This window comes from Paenibacillus wenxiniae (assembly GCF_039822605.1).
In the GTDB taxonomy this organism is placed as follows: domain Bacteria; phylum Bacillota; class Bacilli; order Paenibacillales; family Paenibacillaceae; genus Saccharibacillus; species Saccharibacillus wenxiniae.
Genome location: NZ_JBCGUH010000008.1, coordinates 23990 through 44754 on the forward strand (window position 1 = coordinate 23990; position 20765 = coordinate 44754).

The following is a 20765-nucleotide window of genomic DNA, read 5'->3' on the forward strand; positions in this document are numbered from 1 at the left end:
TTTACGTGACACTTTAGATGGTGATTCTGGTATGTTCGTTAACGACATCATTCACGTTCCTTCCTGTTCCAGTATTGACGGTGTATACACATAGCTCAGCAATCGCCTGCGCCACATCCACATGATGAATCAGCCATGATTTGGCAAACTCCGGGTTCTGGTTCACTTCGCATACTTTGTACGTATGATCGGTATGATCGTAAAACAGGTCAAGTCCGTAAACGCCACTTCCAATCGCATCAATAAGTTGTTTAACGATTTCTTTGATTGGCTTGCTGAGAGAAATCGGTTCAACCTCAGCACCGAGATGTGTATTCGTTAACCAGCTATCATGCGAAATGCGTTTAAACGCCACAATCGGTTCGTCGCCAACAATCACCACCCGAATATCGTAATTAGACTTGTTAATATACTGCTGCACAAGTACAGGTAGCGCCTTGCCCTGCGGATCGATCGATTCACGAGCAGCAATCCATGCATCTAGTGTAAGCCGGTCGTTAATCCAGGTTACTCCTCGGCCCCATGAGGAACTGACCGGCTTAATGACAAAATTACCGTTGAAACGTTCCAAATAGTCGTACAGCTTATCCAGCGTAAACGCAATTTCAAATGCCGGCTGGGCAATGCCATGACGCTCAAACAGCAACGCTTGAAATGCCTTATTCGTGCATATACGAATCGATTCATACTGATTGAGCGTGCGCACACCGGCAAGCTCGATATATTGCGCACGCTCCAACGCTTTGCTCTGAGACATGCAGCGGATCAATGCCAGATCATACTGACGAATATCGGCAAGCTCCAGTTGCATGTTATCCGTGCACACATCCACTTCCATTCCTGCCTGTAGCACATAATCATATATGCGACGTTCTTCCTCACGAAGCTTCGTGACGCAAAACAATAATTTGGGTGGTGCGTACAAATTGGACATTATTCACCCCAATCTTCTTCTACTTCCGGCGCAAATACTAGATTAGGTTGTCCGCCAACCCATTGAAATTCATGTTCCTGTCCGCATTCCTGGCATTCCACAATTTCGCCGGTTACTGTTTGTTCATCGATGTCTACCTCAGCCCCACAAGTTAAGCATTTCACGGCAATTGTATTCATTGTATATGCTCCTCCACCTGTTTTAATTGGTTATTGATGTGTTGTGCCTGCTCCAGTGCTATGGCATCATGCCAGATATCGCCTGGCTTATTGCCAACCCCGATCAAATGTCCTTGCAAATCCAATTCTAAAAATTCCGCAATATACTCAAATTGCTGTACGATCGGCTGTGCTTTACGCTGCGGTTCATCACCACCGACCAGAACGAGAAAAATTTTCTTGTGCTGCACCTTTGCTTTGAAATCCGCCACAATCCGTAAGGACTCTGACCAGCGATCGATAAACACTTTTAAATGAGCGGATAGACCATACCAGTATACCGGTGAGCTAAACACCACATAGTCAGCTTCCAAAAATGAACTCAGCACCTGTTCGTAATCGTCCTGACGTGGCTGGAAGCCTTCTGCATCGTGTCGCTTATCATCAATCAGCTCTATTCGATGATCGCGAAGTGCAATCTCGGTATAATCCAGCTCGGACAACAATTGACGAGCGAGTGTCGCCGTATTGCCATCTTCTCTGGCGCTACCGTCCAGATGTAAAACCTTCATGTTTCACCTCCATATGGAATGTAAGCCCATGCCTATTCACTACTCTGTCAAGTCGTTAAGCTTGTGTTCTAATCTTGACTATTCACAGTATATTACTGGAATTAATTCTTGTAAACAATTAACATATTTTACTTTTTATCTTTTCGGGCAGAACATTTATACGATATCAAACTTCTTTTAACAACGAACTTTTAAAGCAAAACCATCAAAAAGCAAACTCGACAGCCATTCATTTATTTGTCGACCCATATGTAATTTTGTAGATAAAAGTTTTTCCTTCTATGGGAGCACCTTTTTCCTTAAAATATTCTATACATAAACAGGGAACTTGATTTCATATGTGTATTTTGTTTATTTATTGCCTGTATACCGGCTTTTATACACGCTAAAAAGGCTATTTTCCGGTCAATACGGAAAATAGCCTTGCTTCGTTCAATAGATCGATGAACGCGCACTCGCTTAGCGCTGGCGAAATTTCTGTGTATACGCACGTGCATCGTCTACAGTACGAATGCGATTGCGATTCCATTCCAGCAAAATACGGTCGATATACCGGAAATGCAGCTTACCGGCAAAGACAGATTCTTTTAGCGCCATGAGAATTAATTCCTCTGGATAGCGATCCTGATCAATCCAGCTAGAGATCGTTTCGCATTCCATTGGTGATAATGGACGTGCAAATTCTTTTTCGAAAATGATAAACAGATTCCGCTGCTGATCTTCTTCTTTCGCAGCCTGTGTCTTCGCTGCTTCTTCCGCTTTCCGAACCACTTTTGTGCGCTCTTGCTGTTCGGAAGCAAGCACTGTACCGAGCTTCACATACAACCCACTCAGATCATACCGTTCGTAACGTACACCGGTCAGCGGGTCTTGCTCATCTTCAATCGCAATAAAGCCTGCCTTCATTAACTTTTGAATGCGGGCAGCGATCATGGAAGGCGCAGCACCTGTGCGCCATTCCAGCTCTTCCAGCGTCGGAAATTCATTGTGCTCCACCTGACGAAACGAGATCAGCTGTAGCAACAGCATCGCTTCCGCATCGTCCAGATCAAGCGCCTGATAATATTTGAGCAATGCATACGGAACATTCGCCGTTTGCATGCCCATGGCATAGGCTGCGCCCTGTGCCCATGATTGCCATTGTTCTCCACCCATATTCATCAACCTTTCCATGCTTCCCCCGAGGAACGATACAACCTGTTCATCCAGCACAACAAGCCTATATAATGGCTTATGAGCAAAAATTACAGGGCACGATGAAATAGCCATCTGTGCCCTGTAACTTGAACGCTCCCCTCAAGGAGCGACACTGATCAGAATGATACCTGTATACGAAATGAAATGCGTTCACTTCATGCACAGCTCTGATTGCTTGTGCTGTTATACAACTCGTCCTTCTATATTACCACGCTTATTTGTCGGTTCAACCCTCTTTTGTGTATATCCGCTAGTTTAAAATGATAACCTATGGATACAAACGGTACAGCATACGAGGGAAAGCAATCGTTTCGCGTACATGATCCAGACCACAGATCCAGGCTACAGTACGCTCCAGACCAAGACCGAAACCGGAGTGTGGAACGGTACCGTACGTACGCAGATCCATATACCATTGATACGCTTCACCCAGATTATGCTCTTTGAAGCGCTCTGCCATCAGTTCTGGATCGTCGATACGCTGAGAACCACCGATGATCTCGCCATAACCTTCCGGTGCGATCATATCGGCACACAGTACGACTTCTGGACGGTTCGGATCAGGCTTCATGTAAAATGCCTTGATGTCCTTCGGATAGTGCGTAATGAATACCGGTTTGTCATAGGCTTCAGCAATCGCTGTTTCATGCGGTGCACCAAAGTCGTCACCCCACGGAATATCAAAGCCTTTACCTTTCAAAAACTCAATCGCTTCATCATACGTGATGCGTGGGAATGAGCCTTGAATGTTTTCCAGCTTGGTCACATCGCGTTCCAGCGTTTCCAGCTCGGCACGACAGTTTTTCAGTACAGATTGAACAACGTGAGACACGAATTGCTCCTGTACTTCCAAACTTTCTTCGTGATTCGTAAACGCCATTTCTGGCTCGATCATCCAGAACTCGATCAGGTGACGACGTGTTTTGGATTTTTCCGCACGGAATGTTGGGCCGAAGGAATATACTTTACCCAGTGCCATCGCTGCCGCTTCCATATACAGCTGACCACTTTGCGTCAGATACGCATCCTCATCAAAGTATTTGATATGGAACAGTTCAGTTGTATCTTCTGCCGCAGATGGCGTCAGGATTGGCGGATCTACTTTCGTAAAGCCATTTGTATTGAAAAATTCCTGTACCGCACGGATAATTTCTGCACGGATGACCATAACTGCGCGCTGTCTTGTCGAACGCAGCCACAGATGACGGTGATCCATTAGGAAATCGACACCGTGTTCTTTCGGGGTAATTGGATATTCGGATGTGATATGAATAACCTCGATACCCGTTACGGTCATTTCGTAACCGGATTTACTGCGTGGTTCTTCACGAATGACGCCGGTCACATACAGGGAGCTTTCCTGAGTCAGACTTTTGGCATCATTCCAGATGCTCTCCGCTACTTCACTTTTAACAACGACGCCCTGGATATAGCCCGTTCCATCGCGCAATTGCAAAAATTGAATTTTACCGCTGGAGCGTTTGTTGTTAATCCAGGCTCCAATCGTTACAGATTCGCCAACATGTTCATTGACTTTTTTAATAACGGTTTTAGTGGACATTGCTATATTCTCCCCTTGTCTATGCGTTGCTGCTGTTCTTATTTGTTGATGAGCTTGTACGTATCGCGAGCGATAACTAACTCTTCGTTAGTAGGAACAACGAGCACTTCAACTTTGGAATTTGGTGTGGAAATGCGGCGTGCATCGCCGGAACGGATTTGGTTCAGTTCCTCATCAATCTCCACTCCGAGATAGCTCAGGTTGTCGCAGACGGCTTTACGAACGACAGCGGAGTTTTCACCCACACCTGCTGTGAACACAAGCACATCAACGCCGTTCATCGCTGCTGCGTATGAACCGATATATTTGCGCAAACGATATTCGTACATTTCGAATGCGAGTTTCGCATGGGAATCACCTTTTTCCAGACCATCGGTAATTTCGCGCATATCGCTGCTAATACCGGAGATCGCGAGCAGACCGCTATGCTTGTTCAGCATGGAGTTGACTTCGCTTACAGTCAGCTCTTCTTTGTTCATCACATACGGTACGATCGCCGGGTCCAGATCACCACTACGTGTACCCATCATCAGACCTTCGAGTGGTGTCATACCCATCGATGTATCAACCGATACGCCGCCCTGAATGGCAGTCAAACTACCACCATTACCGATATGCGCTGTAATCATTTTCAGGTCTTCGATTGGCTTGCCCAGAAATTCAGCCGCAGCCTGGCTCACATAATAGTGAGACGTGCCGTGGAAGCCGTAACGACGTACTTTGTACTTGTTGTACAGTACACGCGGAATCGCATACAGATACGAACGCTCTGGCATCGTTTGGTGGAATGCAGTATCAAATACAACTACCTGCGGTACGCCAGGCATATTGATTTCGGACGCCGTAATACCCATAATCGCAGCCGGATTGTGCAGTGGTGCCAGATCGATCAGCGCACGGATGTCTTTTTTCGCTTGCTCGTCTACAATTGCGGATTCTTTAAAGAACTCGCCACCGTGTACGACGCGGTGACCGACAGCATTGATCTCGCTAACGCTACCTACCACACCGTGTACGCTATCGGTCAATTTGTCGATAACTTTACGAATCGCTGTGTTGTGCTCCAAAATTTCGCTCACTTCGGTTACTTCGTCTTTGCCAGTCGGCTTGTGTGTCAAAATGGAAGAATCCATGCCGATCCGCTCCACCAGACCTTTTGCCAGTACGGATTCGTCCGTCATATCATACAGCTGATATTTCAGCGAGGAACTGCCTGAGTTAATTACGAGAACTTTCATATCCGGTCACCATCCTTGTCATACTTGAAGAAGCCTTCGCCCGTTTTCACACCAAGACTGCCTGCACGAACCATCTTTTTCAAAATGATCGCCGGGCGGTATTTCAACTCGCCGTATTCGCGGAACATACGCTCCAGTGCGGCATTGACCGAATCCAGACCAAAGCGGTCTGCCATTTCCAGTGGTCCATATTGGAACTGGTAACCGACACGCATCGCGTCGTCGATATCTTCAGCGGAAGCTACACCTTCTTCAAGCACATGCAATGCCTCATTGATCAGCAGGCAGATGATGCGGCTTGTTACGAAACCAGGAGATTCGTAGACGGTAATGCCTCTTTTCTCCACTGTTTCTTCAACGAATTGCTTCGTTTGTTCAAACGTATCGTCCGATGTGCGCAAACCACGAATGATTTCCACCAGATCGATTTTCGATACCGGATAAATGAAATGCAGGCCGATCACACGCTCAGGATACTTGGTCGAGCTTGCCAGCTCTGTCAAGCTGAGTGTGGAGGTGTTACTTGCCAGAATGACTTTACTGGAGCACACTTGATCCAGCTGGGCGAATACTTCTTTTTTCGCTTCGGAATCTTCACTGATCGTCTCGATGACGAGTTCACAAGAGCCAAGTTCAGCAAAATGAGTAACCTTTTGGATTTTGCCGAGAATGAGCTTTTTCTCCGCTTGCGTGAGTGCCCATTTTTCCATTTGCTTGTCCAGACTTGTTTCGATCATATCCCAAGCGTTATCCAGCTTCTCAGGCGTTTTCTCTACGAGCATGACCTCAATGCCTTTTTTAGCGAGCATCTCTGCGATACCTTGACCCATCGTACCGCCGCCGATCACGCCGACTTTTTTAAAATTCATCTGTTCTACTCCACCCTTCCAATATTCTGGTATGGCATGCACGTGACTTGCTACAGCCGTATACCATGCTGCCCTTACATCTTCATTAATTCTTCTCAAGCTGTATTAAAGCAAAACCGGCTACAACAAACGTCATTTGTACATGAACGTGCGAGCACCGGATGCGCGAAAACAACGAATGAATAATGCCGGGCTTCTATATAATCTCCAACATCTAATAATACCGTAGCACAGCCGAAAAGTAAAAAAAAAGTACCGGCTTTGTGAATTAAGCCGGTACATTTGAACTTTTCTTGAACTGTTCGCGGAATTGCTCGCCAGACAACACTTCTTCACGTAATAAAATATCGAGGGAATAGTCAAAAATGGAGCGACGTTCTTCCAGCAGCCTGCGTGTACGCTCACCCAGTTCTTCCAAAATCGCGTTGCTTTCTTTCATCATCAGCTCTTTGGGCACCATGTTCACCGTCACGATCCCCAGTCCGGTCAAGCCAGCTTCAACCATATTTTGCACGATATTCAATGCCTGATCAAAGTCACCACGTGAACCGGTGCTGCGACCTTCGTAATACATTTCTTCCGCTACCGAGCCTGCCAGCGCAATCATCAGCTGTTGTTCCAAAAATGGCTTTGTATACAGGTATTGTTCCTGTTGCGGATTATGACGCACATAACCAAGTGCCTGACCACGCGGACTGAGTGCAACTTGCCCTACACTGCCTGGGCGTACCACCTCTGCCATAATCGCATGTCCCAGCTCGTGAATGGCTACGCGCTTTTTCTCTTCTGCGCTTGATTCGCGATCTGTTTTCTCACCCATCATCACTTTGTCGATCGCCATCGACATATGACGCTGGGAGATCGTTTCTTCATTTTGACGCATCGCATAGATCGCTGCTTCATTCATAACGCTTTCCAGTTGTGCACCGGAAAAGCCATAAGCTTCTTCAGCCAGCTTGTCGAGATTTGTATCTTCGCCAATCGGCTTATTCGCTGCATGCAGTTCCAAAATATGTTTGCGACCCTTTTTGTCCGGCAGATCGACCTGAATATGACGGTCAAAACGGCCTGGACGCAGGAGCGCGCTATCCAGCATTTCTTTCCGGTTCGTTGCCGCCATAATAAGAATACGCGGCGCTTCATTGCTATAAATTCCATCCATCTCGGTTAGCAGCTGGTTGAGCGTCTGATCATACTCACGCTGCTGTCCACCTTCACGCTTACCGCCGATCACATCGATTTCATCGATAAAGATGATCGCACTTTGTTTATTTTCACGGGCAGCGCGAGTACGTGCATCTTTGAACAGATCACGAATCCGACCGGCGCCGACACCGACGTACATTTCCACAAATTCACTACCCGATGCACTCACAAATACAGAGTTGGTATAATGAGCAGCGGCTTTCGCCATTAGCGTTTTCCCTGTTCCCGGAGGGCCAGTCAGCAAAATACCTTTCAGTGGACGAATGCCGAATTTATTAATTTCATCATGACGAACGAGAAAATCAAGGGCTTCACGCAGTTCGCGCTTCGCATTTTCCTGACCGCCAATTTGTTCAAATGTTAGCTTGGCTGGGCCATTCTTTTTACGATTGCGTTCCTGGCTTGCGCCTACTGCCAGGCCACCACGCATTTGCATAAATAACAGCAGACCACCGATTACCGCCATAAGCAGGACGAGCGGAACGATGTTATATCCGATAAAAGCGAGAAAGATAAGCAACACAGGGACAAATCCGACAACAATCTCTTTGGTCCATTTTGGCATTAGGCATTCCCTCCTGTAGCTCCAGCACTCAGTGGCAAGATCAGAAATTTGCTAGCTTTTCCATTACTAATTGATACGTATACATTGCGGTCATCCATCTGTGCTTTGGCTGAGATACCGCTATAATTACCAGCTATGCGCTGCATCGTTTTCGGAATATCTGTATATTGGCGATTCGCCATCGCCTGGGAAACAGGAAACATTGCATTTTCCCAGATATTATTTAGTTGTTGATCGGAGTGATCTTCAATTTCCAATTTCACTTTACGCGTACCGACAATCGGTACACTTTGTTTGTTAAATTGTTCCATGATCGAACCTAAATCTGCATTTGATTTTAAATCGAGTTTCAAATCAACTTCTTTTTGGTTAATAGATATCTGAGCAGAATTTACACCGGGATATGCAGTCACCATATTCATCAGCGGTTTGTACAAGGTTAGCTGACGATAAGTGAAAAATCCCCCGAACAATACTGCAATTGAGGCAACGACTGTAATAATGATAGGCAAAGCGCGGAGCTTCATAAACGTCCTCCTTTGTGAGTGTGCATGCTTCGTGATGTCGTACAGTAGGTTATACATTTATTTCGGCACACTATGACCTTTCGGTAACACAAAAACGACAGGTTTTTTTGCTTTGTATAAAATTTTTACACAAATTTCATATAATTCTAGTATATCATACGGTTTTGCGTATTTTTAAGGCAAGTCTATGAACGTTTGCCTTCTTTTTTCGACTCAATCGTGCACATCGACCACGATCAACGATACGTATGAGGATAAAGCAAAATCCGAACCCTCTTTTCTGTTGTACGCAGAATGGAAAGTTTCGGATTTTTATTTTTTGTAATGATGCGTATTCAACGTCTTATTATCCATTGTGTGCCTATTAATAATAGGATGATTCGTTAACGTTATCCTGTCTGTACAGCTTTGTTTTGGAAAGGCTGTATAACTATACTACCGCTTTCCTGATGCAATGCGCAAGTTTACGCCTTTTATGCTAGCCGTTCATTAGAATGGGCGTGTTCTAGTAGAACAACCCCTGTCGTCTCACTTCATTTTTATTAGCCAATCACCAGGATGAAGCCTAACTTTTCCCTCCTTATATTCCATCCATAATGATCGATCATCAGACTCACCATCATTTACAATCCGATATTCACAATAACCAGTTGCTTCATCTTCAATCTGAACGATATCGTCTACTGTGGATGATATATTCTCTTTCATTAAGTGTAGCGCTACTTTTTTTAGCAGGATCAACTTGTGCAGATCGTCGGGTGCGGCTCCGCTAATATGCATTTGTTTGATTTTTCCGTCGATAAAGCTAATTAGATCAAGCATACGTCACCTTTTCATTTCCATTTTTATTTTACGTCCCTTATCTTCTGTATACTTCTTCCATATTTCATCCCACCAGGGCTTTGAATCGTCTAACATCGGAAGTAGTACGTCCCCTCTTTTACCTAATACGTCCAAAATCAACTTTTCTGACTTCTCCAAAACACCATCATCGTACTCTATACCCAGCTCTACAAATATATGTATAGAATCAAACAAATGCGCGATTTTTTGATATTCTTCATCCATTAGCTTGCCTTGATGTTGTGCCAGTTGCTTTATATATTGGTACGTTATATTAACGATATCGCTGTATGTAGAGCAAGTTACACTTTGCAAGAAATCTATTAGGATCGGCTTAATATCGAACTCACTTGCCACTTTTTCGTTAGCGACTTTCAATGTGTATATAGCTGATGCGATGGCTTCAATATCATGCGGGTAACGATATTCTTTTTTCATTTTTTCCCGTATGCTTTTTTCCAGCTTGTTCATACGTTCATCTAGCCTCACCTTTATAAAGATATATCGGTTTCATCGAACCTCGCTCCCCATTTTCACAAAGGCATATCGTCCAGTCATGATTCACAAAATAAATAGCTGGAAATAAACCATCATCTCGACTGTTCAAATCGTTTATAAACACAGCTAGAGTAGACAAAAAGACAGAACGCTCCTTCCCCTGATCTTCCACATAGATATAACCAGAGCTATCTATATCCATAAGCGTCCGCCATTTTTATAATCCTATCCTTGTGAAATATTGTAAAATCTATGCTTATTCACACCGTTATTGTACCATTTACACGATACAAAGTTAAAATCCATATGACCTTCATGGAATTCAGGAAATATAAACAGCTCTTATTCAAAAAAATAAAACGCTTGCGTTCACATTAAAGATTATGCTACATTATGTAACAAATTTACATAGCCCCCATACAAATAAATGTAATGAGTAGAAAGAGTACGAATGACGATCCTTACAGAGAGCCGCTGGTTGGTGGAAAGCGGTAGTGTGAATCATTCCGAACTGGTCTATGAACAGCTGCCCGATATGTAGGGCAAGCCGGGTTTCCCCCGTTATAGGGATAGATGGTGATTGCCATCGAATGAGCTGAATCGCTGCAAGTAGGCGATTAACTAGAGTGGTACCGCGGGTAATGCCCCGTCTCTATTATGGAGACGGGGCTTTTTGCTGTTCATATTCCGGATGTGGACAGACTCGCTTTATATACACGGGCAGCATTTGCCCTACACCCAGACATCACCTACACATACGAGCACATCGCGCATGATCCCGCAAACCTATGGATTCAGGCCTGATTCCTATCCTATGACTTATTTTGAGAAAACCTTTTATTAGTTTTGATGTACCTTTCCCTGCTTACTATGCAAACTGTGGCTGACGAGCCATAACGAGCAGCCAGCAAGCAGGCGATATCATTCAATCTACATTTAGGAGGAATATGAGATGAGCCGAAATATTATTGTATTGGATACGACGTTACGCGATGGTGAGCAAGTGCCTGGAGCACGGATGAATTTGCAGCAGAAGCTGGCTTTTGCCAAGCAATTGGAACGTTTGCAGGTAGATATGATTGAAGCCGGCTTCCCTGCTTCTTCCCGCGGTGACTTTGAAGCGGTGCAGCAGATCGCTCGCACGGCAGGACAACAGATGTCCATTACTGCGCTGGCACGTGCAGTCAAAGCGGATATTGATGCTGTGTACGAGAGCATTCGTGATGCTCATCATCCATTCATTCATATCGTGCTGGGCACTTCTAATGTGCATGTTGAAAAAAAGTTCAATCGTTCCCGCGATGCTGTCATGCAAATGGGCGTTGATGCGGTTCGCTATGCACGCACGCTGATGCCGGATGTACAGTATTCAACCGAAGATGCATCACGTTCGGAGTTTGAATACCTGTGGCAAACGATCGAAGCGGTTGTACGTGCAGGTGCAACGATCATCAATGTGCCAGATACAGTCGGTTATGCAGAGCCGGAGGAATTTGGTCATTTGATCGCTAAAATTAATGATCGGCTGAAAAATCTGGATGATCGCGTCATGCTGAGTGTGCACTGTCATAACGATCTGGGACTGGCTACCGCTAATACATTGAGCGCAATACGTGCCGGAGCGCAAAAAGTTGAGTGTACGATTAATGGATTGGGCGAACGCGCAGGCAATACATCGCTTGAAGAAGTGGTCATGGCGCTGAAAGTGCGTGAAGAACGTTACCAGTGCAGCACACGGATTCGCACCGAGGAAATTATGAATACGTCTCGCCTGCTGACGCATTTGACCGGTCTGGACGTACAGGTGAACAAAGCGATTACAGGCGAAAATGCGTTTGCTCACTCCTCCGGTATTCATCAGGATGGCTTGCTCAAAGATAAAAATGTGTATGAAATTATGTCGCCAGAGCAGGTGGGCGCAGGTGAGATGGAATTGGTGCTGACCGCCCGTTCCGGTCGTCATGCCTTTAAAAATGCGATGGCACGACTGGGCTATACTGCCAATGATCCCGAACAATTGGAAACCTGGTTTGCCCGTTTTCTGGAGCTGGCTGACCGTAAAAAAGAAGTGTATGATCATGATCTGTTCTTTTTGCTGAGTGATACCGAGGAACAGGAGCAGATCACCTCGCCATTATACGAGCTGGATCATTTTCAGGTGGTGAGCGGCGGCTTGCAACCAACCGCGACCGTACAGTTGAAAAAGAGCGGTGTCGTGCATACAGGTAGTGCGATTGGCGATGGTCCGGTCGATGCATTATACAGTGCGATTTTCTCACTGACCGGAGTCGAAGCTACACTTAAGCATTACAAAATCAACAGCATTTCCAGCGGTCAGGAAGCGATCGGTCGCGTGCATATTCAGCTTCAATATGAAGGACAATTGTATACAGGACGGGCAATGGATACGGATATTATTAAAGCGAGTGGGCTGGCATTTTTGAATGGCATTAATGCGATACTGCTGGCTACAAGTGAATCGACTGCGACCGTAGATGTCTGAGGTATTCAGAATAGAATAAAGCCAGCGTACAGAGACTAGATCGATGTTGATTCGTATTGTTCGATTGTTCGATTGTTCGATTGTTCGATTGTTCGATTGTTCGATTGTTCGATTGTTCGATTGTTCGATTGTTCGATTGTTCGATTGTTCGATTGTTCGATTGTTCGATCAATGGTCTCGGCGATCTGTATAGATAGTCAAATGATTCGGGCTGGCAATGCGAAATGTCTTGATATCATTGCTGAATGTTTTGATCAGCAATCCAGAATGTGAGCACAGTTCTACACATCACACTACCCAAATGAAAACAACCGACCGAAGCAGCAATCACTTGCTCTCCAGTCGGTTGTTATTTATTCGTTAATTTATTAAATGTAGCTTTTGGCGAATAGCCTCGTTTTACTACTGTAGAGGATTCACCTGCTGACAAATGCCATTTGTCGCTTCCCTCTACTCCACTTCCCCATTCCATCGTTAGGCGCTAATTATGGAGTAAGTGTATTCGGAAGCTCCATCGGGCCGCCTAGCTTCGTACCGTCGCGGAAGTTGTAAAATACATAGTAGTAATGATCGCCTGACTTCGCAAATACCTGCCAGGCGTATTTACCGTTATACGAACCGGGGACCGAGCGTACCACTTCAGCTCCAGGCAAATCCTTTTGCAGCAGTTCGGCTGCCCGTTGCTCGGTAATCGTACCTGCCGTTGGCTCCACATGCACGGCATTCGTACCTGTAGCTGGCGTACCATCGGTATTAAATTTAACCCAGACCATTACATTTTGATTTTGATCGTTGCTGCCCTGAATGACCCAGTAAATCGAAGTATCATTCCACACCGACTTATAGCTATGTGTGACCGATGCTAGCTTCGCATTTTGCTGAGCAATCTCAAGTGCAGCCTGCTCCTGGCTCCACGGCTTTGCCATCACATGAACGTAGAACTGATTCACGCCCAGCACGATCAGTCCGAGGATCGTAATGATGATCGCAATCCATTTGCCTGTTCCCAAATTTCGCAAGACACGCCATCCTTTCTAATCTGTTGCAAGTCAGCGTGTGAGCAAGCCTTCAAAGGCCGACTGCGCTTCGCGACGAATTTTCTCCTCGTCCAGCGTCAGCGATACGCCATCCTTGATTACCTGTTTGCCATCTACCCATACGTGCAGCACATCTTTAGCGCTCGCAGAGTATACGGTGTGAGAAATAAAGTCTGTGAACGGCAGGAAGTGTGGCTGATCGATATTGAGCGATGTAATATCGGCTTTCATGCCCACTTCAAAGCTACCTGTGTTATCGAGAAATACCGATTTGGCACCATATTCTGTACCCATACGCAGCGCTTCTGCGGCTGGAACCGCAGTTGGATCGCCAGATACACCTTTATGAATAAGTGCTGCCAGACGCATTTCTTCGAACATATCGAGGTTATTGTTGCTTGCCGGTCCATCCGTACCAAGCGACACAACTACGCCAGCTTTGAGCAGATCCGGCACACGTGCCACACCGCTTGCCAGTTTAAGATTACTTCCCGGATTATGTGAAACGGTTACTTTGTGCTTCGCCAGCACTTCAATCTCTTCATCGTTCAAATGAACCGCATGCGCAAGCAGTGTTGGACGAGTGAATACGCCGAGCTTTTCCAGATGAGCAACCGGACGCAGACCATAATCGGCTACATTTAGTTCGACTTCAGCAATCGTCTCCGACATATGTGTATGCAGCGGCACATCCAGATCATGCGCTGCCTGTACAAAACGTTCGATGTATTGCGGCGGGCAAGTATACGGTGCATGCGGAGACATCATCGTTGTAATGCGTCCATCTGCTTTGCCATGCCAGTCACGCACAAATTGGGTAGCCTGATTCAATTTCTGTGTCTGTTCTTCTTCAGAGCACAGACCGATCACACCGCGCATCAATACGGCTCTCATCCCGGATTGCTCAACCACTTCAGCTACGCGCTCGGAGCGATCATACATATCGAGGAATGTAGTCGTACCGCCTTTGAGCATTTCCAGTACAGACAGTGCTGTTCCGATGTACACATCGTCACTCGTAAATTTCGCTTCCATCGGCCACATTTTTTCCTGCAACCATACTTGTAATGCCAGATCATCGCCATAGCCGCGCAGCAGTGACATCGCAGCATGTCCATGACTGTTTACAAGTCCGGGAATGAAAAATTGATGACGTCCATCGACAACGACGACATCCTCGTCTACCTGAGGCTCCTCTTCACCAATATACGTGATCAGATCATCTTCAATGACCATATGACCATGCAACACAGGCTTCGGTCCGTTCAGAACGGCAAAAATACCATTTTTAATCATCCATTTACTCGGAGAGTTGTTCATTAATGTCTAATTCCTTTCCGTCTTCAAGATAATAAGCCAGACTAAGCAAATCGGTTGTAAAATCCGCCGTATGCACACGCACATGCGGTGGTGTTCTTAAAATAATCGGTGCAAAATTCAAAATCGCTTCAATCCCTGCATCGACCAGTTGATCAGCAACATGCTGCGCTTCCGTATTAGGAACGGTAATAATACCGACACGGATACTTTTCGCCTGAATCGTCTCTGCCAGATCGCTCATCGGCTTCACAGTTAGCGTATTGATTTTCGTGCCGACTTTCGGCTCGTAGGAATCAAACACCTCGACAATCTTCATCGTCTCCTGCAAATAGGCGTTGTAATTGGAAAGGGCATGACCGAGGTTACCAGCCCCGATCAGCGCCACATTAATCTGCTGATCCAGCTTGAGGATATGACGAATTTTCTCGATCAGATACGATACGTCATAACCGATCCCTTTACGTCCAAAATCGCCAAAATAGGCCAGATCCTTACGAATTTGTGCTGGATTCAGATCCAGCTTTTGCCCCAGCTCCTGAGAGGACACTGTAGGCACCTCGCGAGCATGCAGCTCATTCAGATATCTTAAATAGACAGGTAATCTTCGCACGACGGCTTCAGATATTTTTTCGGATTTCATGCTTGCTCCCCCTCTTGATTTGCAGCTTCCGTCTCCTGTGGCCGGTCACTCAACCATTCGGCAATACGGGGAATCATCTGACGGGTATACATATGCTCCATTTTGGGACCTGGCAGTGAATACAGGAAGTGTCTGCCGTAATAGGACTCAATAACCCGCGTATCATAAATGAGCACGATCCCTCGATCGTTTGCCGTCCGGACCAGTCGACCGAAGCCCTGTTTGAACCGGATCACTGCCTGTGGCACAGATAATTTCATAAATGGATTTTTCTTTTCTCTTTTGAGCCGTTCGCTTTTCGCTTCAACGAGCGGATGGTTAGGCGGCTGGAAAGGTAAGCGGACGATAGCCAGACAGGTTAACGCCTCGCCTGGAATATCCACGCCTTCCCAGAAGCTGCTCGTTCCGAGCAATACCGATGCCGGATGCTCCTGAAAGCGGCGGGTCAGCTTCGTACGACTGCCGCCATCTACTCCCTGACCGAAAACTGCAATCTCACTAGTAGATAATTTCGCCTTCAGCGGCTCATACACCTGCTTGAGCATCCGATAGGACGTAAATAATACGAGCATGCGTCCTCGTGTCGCCTGCGCAGACTCGGCAAGCGACTCCACCAGCATCGATACAAAATGTTCGTCACCAACGCTGCCTTTCAAAGTCGGAAAGTCGCGCGGGATCAGCACTAACGATTGCTCGCGATAATTGAACGGCGATTCCAGCATGACCGTGTTCAGCTTGCCCTGCTGCTCGGCTTCTTTCAGCCCTAGCTGGTCAATCATATACTGGAACGTTTTATCGATCGACAACGTCGCCGATGTCAAAATGATACTTTTCTTTTTATCGAAAAAATGCTCTTTCAGCTGTTCACTCACATCAACCGGTACAGCATACATTTGCAGCGATTTGCTGCGGTAGCTTGCATTCGCTTCATACCAGTATACCGTATCTGTGCTATCCAGCTTCACAAAATGACGCAGATCATCGCGCACGCTGCCGAGATCCTTAAACAGACCCGTCACATCAGTCACCAGACCATCGGTATCGACAATATCGTCAGATTCTTTAATTTTACCCATAATATGCTCACCCTGGCGGATAATCTGGCTGAGTGCGATATGGATACGATTTTCCAGTTCGGTAATATGTGCCCATTCTTCCGGCTTTTTATCCGGTAATAGACGTAGCGTAAATTGCGCTGCTTCTCCTGGTCCAGCATCGCTACGCTGTGGTAAAAGGGCAAACAACAGCTCATTCAGCTTGTCCCAATCTTCCTTCACATCCGCCAGCTCAGGATACAAATTATCGATCGCAATCGCCCATTCCATCGCTCGTTCACTGCCGGATGAACCAAGTTGCTGACGTAGCACAGCAAGCTGTCCATTTTTGCTATCTTTGAACAGACGCAGCAATGGATGAACCAATGTGAAATATTTCATGTGCATACCCAGATGCTTACCAGCCACATCTTCCAGATGATGGGCCTCGTCAATGACAAGTCGTTCGTAACCAGGCAATAGTTGATGCCCTGCCTTAATATCGGTAAACAATTTGGAATGATTCGTAATGACCACATCTGCTGCGCCAGCTTCATGCTTGGCACGGTGGTAGTAGCACTGCTTGAACCACGGACAGGCGCGTCCCAGACAGGAATCGGTATCACTTGCTACCGTTTCCCAGAAGTCGCCGCCACGGTTGCCCATGTTCAGTTCTTCATCATCACCGGTTTCTGTCGCCGTTAGCCAGACGATCATCTGCGCTGCAATCAGCACATCTTCTTTAGGACTCTGAAATTCCTTTGTATTTATTTTATGCTCAAATTTGCGCAGACACAAATAATGCTGTCTTCCTTTAAATACCGCCGCTCGAAAAGCAAACGGAATCACCTTCGTCAACAGCGGTACATCACGTTCACGCAGCTGTTCCTGCAAATTGATCGTATGCGTACTGAGCATAACACGTTCATTCGTTTTGACACTATGATAGATCGACGGCAGCAAATAACCGAGCGATTTGCCCGTACCTGTACCCGCTTCGATCAATAAATGCTTCTCGTCCGTCAGCGCCCGAATAACCTCATCAAACATATGGTTTTGCGCTGTACGCTCCTCATAATCTGGTAATAAATGACGCAGATTGTCTTTCACCTGCTCGATAAATTGTTCAAACGATGTATCTTCCAGCGGCATATTACCGCGTTCATCGGCGGCGGACGGAATATCGATCCAGTCGCCTACCTTCAGCGCCAGCTGACGATAAAAACGGTGACTGTCCAAATCCTGTACAGGCTGTGCTTCACGCTGCATCCGTACCCCGTCAAAATACCAGCCCAGATCGCTATCCTGATTATCAAACAACTCGGATAATCGCTGCACCGTAATTAATGGCAGCCCATCCAGCTCTTCAAGACATTTTAAAAATACATAAGCGGTTGCGAGTGCATCACTGTCCGCCTGATGGGGACGATCATGCTGAAAACCAAGCGAACTGCTCACCATACTGAGCTGGTAGCTTGGCAAATTCGGGAAGAAAATGCGCAACAAGTCCATCGTATCTAGCACTCTGCCTGTAAACGGCAAATAGCCGGTACGATCAAGCGCGCGTTGCAGAAATCCGAGATCAAAGCCGACATTATGTCCGACCAGCACAGCATCCTCCAGCAGCGGAATCATGTCCAGCATCACATCATCAAGCTCAGGAGCGTCCTTAACGTCCGCATCGCTAATACCTGTAAGTCCAGTAATAAATGCCGGGATTTTGCACCCCGGCTTGACCATCGAGCTGTATACTTCGCTGACCGTCATATCATGATCTATAATAGCAAGGCCCACCTGGATAATATCATCCGTTGCCTGGGTCCCTGTTGTTTCAAAATCCAGTACAGCAAATTTCATGGATGTCTAAATCCTTTCTCAGTAGCCCTTCTGCACTGATCTAAAAATCGTCAACTACCAGCATACCAGAAGACTACAGTTTTGAAAATCAACCACAATAAAAGGTGATACCGGGCGCGAATCGGCTCGCACAGTATCACCCTGCTTCGGCGTTATAATAATTTAAGTATACCTTATATCGAACGGTTGTTCCAGTAGGTTTGTGTAAACAGACCGTCATGCACAACAAATTCCGCAAAGACAGCAAGCAATGATTTACAGTCTTCCACCACTACATTATAGTAAGTATAAATACCTATATGCATTGATTAATAAGAACTATATCGCTATACGTAACAACCTAATCAAGCGTGTACACCATGAAGGGGATAGTCCATTGAATAGCTTGCTTGCAAGAATGATCTTATTTTTTTCCAGTCTGATCGTGATCGGTATTGTCATCGTCGGTATGACCGTGTATCAATCATCCAACTCGCTTGTCATTCAATCGATTGGCAAACAAGCCGAGCAAGTTGCACTACGTGCCACCGCGCTGATTGATCCGCTACAATATGCAGCAATTCCTGCAAAAGAAGGTGACGAGACGACGTATTATACCGAGCTACGTCAGCAACTAAACAAATTGCGCGAGGATAACGGCTTTCGTTACATTTATACGCTGAATCGCGTACAACAAAATGGAAAAGAGCAATACGTATATATCGTAGACGGTGCACCACAGGATGCGTCCCAGGATGATTTCTCTCCACTCGGTACGATTGAAGATAAAGTATATCCTGCCATGCAGCAAGTTATGGATACCGGCAAGCCTGCTGTAGGCGATTTGAGTCAGGATCAGTATGGCGCGATTATTACTTCCTTTGTTCCTATTAAAAATGCAGCCGGACAAACGATCGGTGTACTCGGTGCCGATCTGGATGCGACCGATATTTATCAACTGATGCAACATTCCAAACGGATGACGATCATCGTCTCGGTCATTATTTTGCTTGTCAGCATAGTGCTTGTGTATGGGTTAGCTCGTTATTTAATTCGTCCGCTCAAACGATTAACCGATGATATTCATCGTGTGAATGAAGGCGACTTTACCGTTCAGATGACCAATACCAGTAAAGATGAAATCGGTCAATTGTCCGCTGCATTTGGCAGACTTGTAAACGATACGCATGGCGTGATCGTCGGTATTCGAGATAGCGCACACGAGCTGCAACAGTCAGCTGTCGGACTTTCCGAGCAATCTCGCGTAACAGCAACTACGAGCCGCACGATTGCAGGCCATATCAATGAAACGGCGGCAGATACGCAAACTCAGGCGGCGCATGCGATTGAAATGCAGCATGGCATGAACGAAGTAAGCGCAGGTATGCAGCGAATTGCCGAGGCGGTGACGATCGTCTCCGATCGTTCCGGCGACACGCTGGCCCAAAGCGTTCAAGGGAAACAGTCCATCGGACAAGCCGTATCGCAAATGGAAGCTATTACGCAGTCGTCCGACCTTATGGCCGTAGCGACCGGACAGCTACAGCAGCATTCCGATCGGATCGAAGATATTTTGAAGCTTATTAATGATATTGCCGGACAAACGAATTTGCTCGCATTGAACGCTTCGATTGAAGCCGCTCGTGCAGGCGAACATGGGCGCGGCTTCTCTATTGTAGCCGGTGAGGTGCAAAAGCTAGCGGGACAATCACAGTCCTCCGCAGCCGTTGTCGCTGAGATCGTAACCGCCATGCAGCGCGAAATTAGCGAGCTGCACCGTCATATGGAAACCAATCGTACGGAAGCTCATACCGGTATGCATGTCGTTCAACATGCCGGCCAATCATTCGAACATATTCATGATCGTCTGAGCGAAGTGGCAACTCAACTTCACCATGTATCAGAATCCTCTGCTGAAATCTCAGCCATTTCCCAGCAAATGCTCGCCTCTGTCGATGAAATGGAAAGTATCACCCGCCAATCTGCCCATCGCTTCGAGCAGGTTACTGAAGGTGCGGAAGAACAACAGGCGGCAATGGAGCATGTGAATCACTCTGCGAGTCATCTGGCTGAGCTGTCGGAGCGTTTGAATGGGTTGATTGGGCGGTTTAAGGTGTGAGGATGAAGAACGATAAGCGTAATATAAACTAAATCAATCAATACACGGAACAAAGATAATCAAAGTTTACATGAGAAAAATAAGATCAATATAAAAATAATTTGATTC

17 protein-coding genes and 1 other annotated feature are annotated in these 20765 nt (G+C 46.2%); of the genes, 2 read left to right on the top strand and 15 right to left on the bottom strand.

The window, feature by feature from the left end; all coding sequences use genetic code 11:
- Window positions 1-13 precede the first annotated feature (13 nt).
- From AAHF22_RS15230 to AAHF22_RS15280, 11 genes are all read right to left on the bottom strand, one after another.
- Window positions 14-934 (bottom strand): ATP-grasp domain-containing protein, encoded by a 921-nt coding sequence (locus AAHF22_RS15230; protein ID WP_347325886.1) that lies wholly within the window; start codon window positions 932-934, stop codon window positions 14-16.
- The gene (locus AAHF22_RS15235) at window positions 934-1113 is read right to left on the bottom strand and encodes a lysine biosynthesis protein LysW (RefSeq protein ID WP_347325887.1); all 180 of its coding nucleotides are present in this window, start codon (window positions 1111-1113) and stop codon (window positions 934-936) included. Before AAHF22_RS15235 ends, AAHF22_RS15230 begins: the two co-directional genes overlap by 1 nt.
- A complete protein-coding gene (locus AAHF22_RS15240; protein ID WP_347325888.1) occupies window positions 1110-1664 on the bottom strand; it encodes a flavodoxin family protein in 555 nt (184 codons plus the stop codon). The genes AAHF22_RS15235 and AAHF22_RS15240 overlap by 4 nt, the downstream gene beginning before the upstream one ends.
- A 459-nt stretch (window positions 1665-2123) precedes the next feature.
- Window positions 2124-2819 carry a DnaD domain-containing protein gene (locus tag AAHF22_RS15245; protein WP_347326062.1) on the bottom strand — a complete coding sequence of 232 codons (696 nt, stop codon included), beginning with the start codon at window positions 2817-2819 and terminating at the stop codon, window positions 2124-2126.
- 310 nt (window positions 2820-3129) lie between these two features.
- On the bottom strand, window positions 3130-4422 hold the full coding sequence (gene asnS / locus AAHF22_RS15250; RefSeq protein ID WP_347325889.1) for an asparagine--tRNA ligase: 1293 nt from the start codon (window positions 4420-4422) through the stop codon (window positions 3130-3132).
- A gap of 38 nt (window positions 4423-4460) precedes the next feature.
- Window positions 4461-5660, bottom strand: a complete 1200-nt coding sequence (locus tag AAHF22_RS15255) for an acetate/propionate family kinase (protein WP_347325890.1) — start codon at window positions 5658-5660, stop codon at window positions 4461-4463.
- Window positions 5657-6529: a 3-hydroxyacyl-CoA dehydrogenase family protein gene (locus AAHF22_RS15260; RefSeq protein WP_347325891.1), complete on the bottom strand. Its 873-nt coding sequence runs from the start codon at window positions 6527-6529 to the stop codon at window positions 5657-5659. The genes AAHF22_RS15255 and AAHF22_RS15260 overlap by 4 nt, the downstream gene beginning before the upstream one ends.
- A gap of 268 nt (window positions 6530-6797) precedes the next feature.
- The gene (locus AAHF22_RS15265) at window positions 6798-8300 is read right to left on the bottom strand and encodes an AAA family ATPase (protein ID WP_347325892.1); all 1503 of its coding nucleotides are present in this window, start codon (window positions 8298-8300) and stop codon (window positions 6798-6800) included.
- A complete protein-coding gene (locus AAHF22_RS15270) occupies window positions 8300-8827 on the bottom strand; it encodes a hypothetical protein (protein ID WP_347325893.1) in 528 nt (175 codons plus the stop codon). The genes AAHF22_RS15265 and AAHF22_RS15270 overlap by 1 nt, the downstream gene beginning before the upstream one ends.
- Before the next feature lie 528 nt (window positions 8828-9355).
- On the bottom strand, window positions 9356-9649 hold the full coding sequence (locus AAHF22_RS15275) for a hypothetical protein (protein WP_347325894.1): 294 nt from the start codon (window positions 9647-9649) through the stop codon (window positions 9356-9358).
- Between the two features lie 3 nt (window positions 9650-9652).
- Window positions 9653-10141, bottom strand: a complete 489-nt coding sequence (locus AAHF22_RS15280; protein WP_347325895.1) for a hypothetical protein — start codon at window positions 10139-10141, stop codon at window positions 9653-9655.
- Between the two features lie 450 nt (window positions 10142-10591).
- Window positions 10592-10825, top strand: a binding site (T-box leader).
- Between the two features lie 295 nt (window positions 10826-11120).
- Between AAHF22_RS15280 and AAHF22_RS15285 the strand changes: the two genes are divergently transcribed.
- Complete coding sequence (locus tag AAHF22_RS15285; protein WP_347325896.1) at window positions 11121-12671, top strand: 2-isopropylmalate synthase; 1551 nt, start codon at window positions 11121-11123, stop codon at window positions 12669-12671.
- Window positions 12672-13156: 485 nt separating this feature from the next.
- Here AAHF22_RS15285 and AAHF22_RS15290 read toward each other — a convergent pair whose 3' ends face one another.
- The 4 genes from AAHF22_RS15290 to dinG are packed head-to-tail and all read right to left on the bottom strand — an operon-like array spanning window position 13157 to window position 18559.
- A complete protein-coding gene (locus AAHF22_RS15290; protein ID WP_347325897.1) occupies window positions 13157-13690 on the bottom strand; it encodes a cell wall elongation regulator TseB-like domain-containing protein in 534 nt (177 codons plus the stop codon).
- Between the two features lie 30 nt (window positions 13691-13720).
- The gene (locus AAHF22_RS15295) at window positions 13721-15028 is read right to left on the bottom strand and encodes an amidohydrolase (RefSeq protein WP_347325898.1); all 1308 of its coding nucleotides are present in this window, start codon (window positions 15026-15028) and stop codon (window positions 13721-13723) included.
- Window positions 15009-15668 carry a redox-sensing transcriptional repressor Rex gene (locus AAHF22_RS15300; protein ID WP_347325899.1) on the bottom strand — a complete coding sequence of 220 codons (660 nt, stop codon included), beginning with the start codon at window positions 15666-15668 and terminating at the stop codon, window positions 15009-15011. The genes AAHF22_RS15295 and AAHF22_RS15300 overlap by 20 nt, the downstream gene beginning before the upstream one ends.
- Window positions 15665-18559 carry an ATP-dependent DNA helicase DinG gene (gene dinG / locus AAHF22_RS15305; RefSeq protein WP_347325900.1) on the bottom strand — a complete coding sequence of 965 codons (2895 nt, stop codon included), beginning with the start codon at window positions 18557-18559 and terminating at the stop codon, window positions 15665-15667. The genes AAHF22_RS15300 and dinG overlap by 4 nt, the downstream gene beginning before the upstream one ends.
- A 376-nt stretch (window positions 18560-18935) precedes the next feature.
- On the opposite strand from dinG, the gene AAHF22_RS15310 reads away from it, so the two are divergent.
- On the top strand, window positions 18936-20657 hold the full coding sequence (locus AAHF22_RS15310) for a methyl-accepting chemotaxis protein (RefSeq protein ID WP_347325901.1): 1722 nt from the start codon (window positions 18936-18938) through the stop codon (window positions 20655-20657).
- The last annotated feature ends 108 nt before the right edge of the window (window positions 20658-20765 follow it).

What these genes read in the sequence shown, in the direction of transcription:
- AAHF22_RS15275 (WP_347325894.1), bottom strand. Translation starts at nt 9,649, where the DNA reads ATGCTTGATCTAATTAGCTTTATCGACGGAAAAATCAAACAAATGCAT.
- AAHF22_RS15260 (WP_347325891.1), bottom strand. Translation starts at nt 6,529, where the DNA reads ATGAATTTTAAAAAAGTCGGCGTGATCGGCGGCGGTACGATGGGTCAA.
- AAHF22_RS15295 (WP_347325898.1), bottom strand. Translation starts at nt 15,028, where the DNA reads ATGAACAACTCTCCGAGTAAATGGATGATTAAAAATGGTATTTTTGCC.
- dinG (WP_347325900.1), bottom strand. Translation starts at nt 18,559, where the DNA reads ATGAAATTTGCTGTACTGGATTTTGAAACAACAGGGACCCAGGCAACG.
- AAHF22_RS15245 (WP_347326062.1), bottom strand. Translation starts at nt 2,819, where the DNA reads ATGGGTGGAGAACAATGGCAATCATGGGCACAGGGCGCAGCCTATGCC.
- AAHF22_RS15300 (WP_347325899.1), bottom strand. Translation starts at nt 15,668, where the DNA reads ATGAAATCCGAAAAAATATCTGAAGCCGTCGTGCGAAGATTACCTGTC.
- AAHF22_RS15280 (WP_347325895.1), bottom strand. Translation starts at nt 10,141, where the DNA reads ATGAACAAGCTGGAAAAAAGCATACGGGAAAAAATGAAAAAAGAATAT.
- AAHF22_RS15265 (WP_347325892.1), bottom strand. Translation starts at nt 8,300, where the DNA reads ATGCCAAAATGGACCAAAGAGATTGTTGTCGGATTTGTCCCTGTGTTG.
- AAHF22_RS15255 (WP_347325890.1), bottom strand. Translation starts at nt 5,660, where the DNA reads ATGAAAGTTCTCGTAATTAACTCAGGCAGTTCCTCGCTGAAATATCAG.
- AAHF22_RS15240 (WP_347325888.1), bottom strand. Translation starts at nt 1,664, where the DNA reads ATGAAGGTTTTACATCTGGACGGTAGCGCCAGAGAAGATGGCAATACG.
- AAHF22_RS15285 (WP_347325896.1), top strand. Translation starts at nt 11,121, where the DNA reads ATGAGCCGAAATATTATTGTATTGGATACGACGTTACGCGATGGTGAG.
- AAHF22_RS15230 (WP_347325886.1), bottom strand. Translation starts at nt 934, where the DNA reads ATGTCCAATTTGTACGCACCACCCAAATTATTGTTTTGCGTCACGAAG.
- asnS (WP_347325889.1), bottom strand. Translation starts at nt 4,422, where the DNA reads ATGTCCACTAAAACCGTTATTAAAAAAGTCAATGAACATGTTGGCGAA.
- AAHF22_RS15235 (WP_347325887.1), bottom strand. Translation starts at nt 1,113, where the DNA reads ATGAATACAATTGCCGTGAAATGCTTAACTTGTGGGGCTGAGGTAGAC.
- AAHF22_RS15270 (WP_347325893.1), bottom strand. Translation starts at nt 8,827, where the DNA reads ATGAAGCTCCGCGCTTTGCCTATCATTATTACAGTCGTTGCCTCAATT.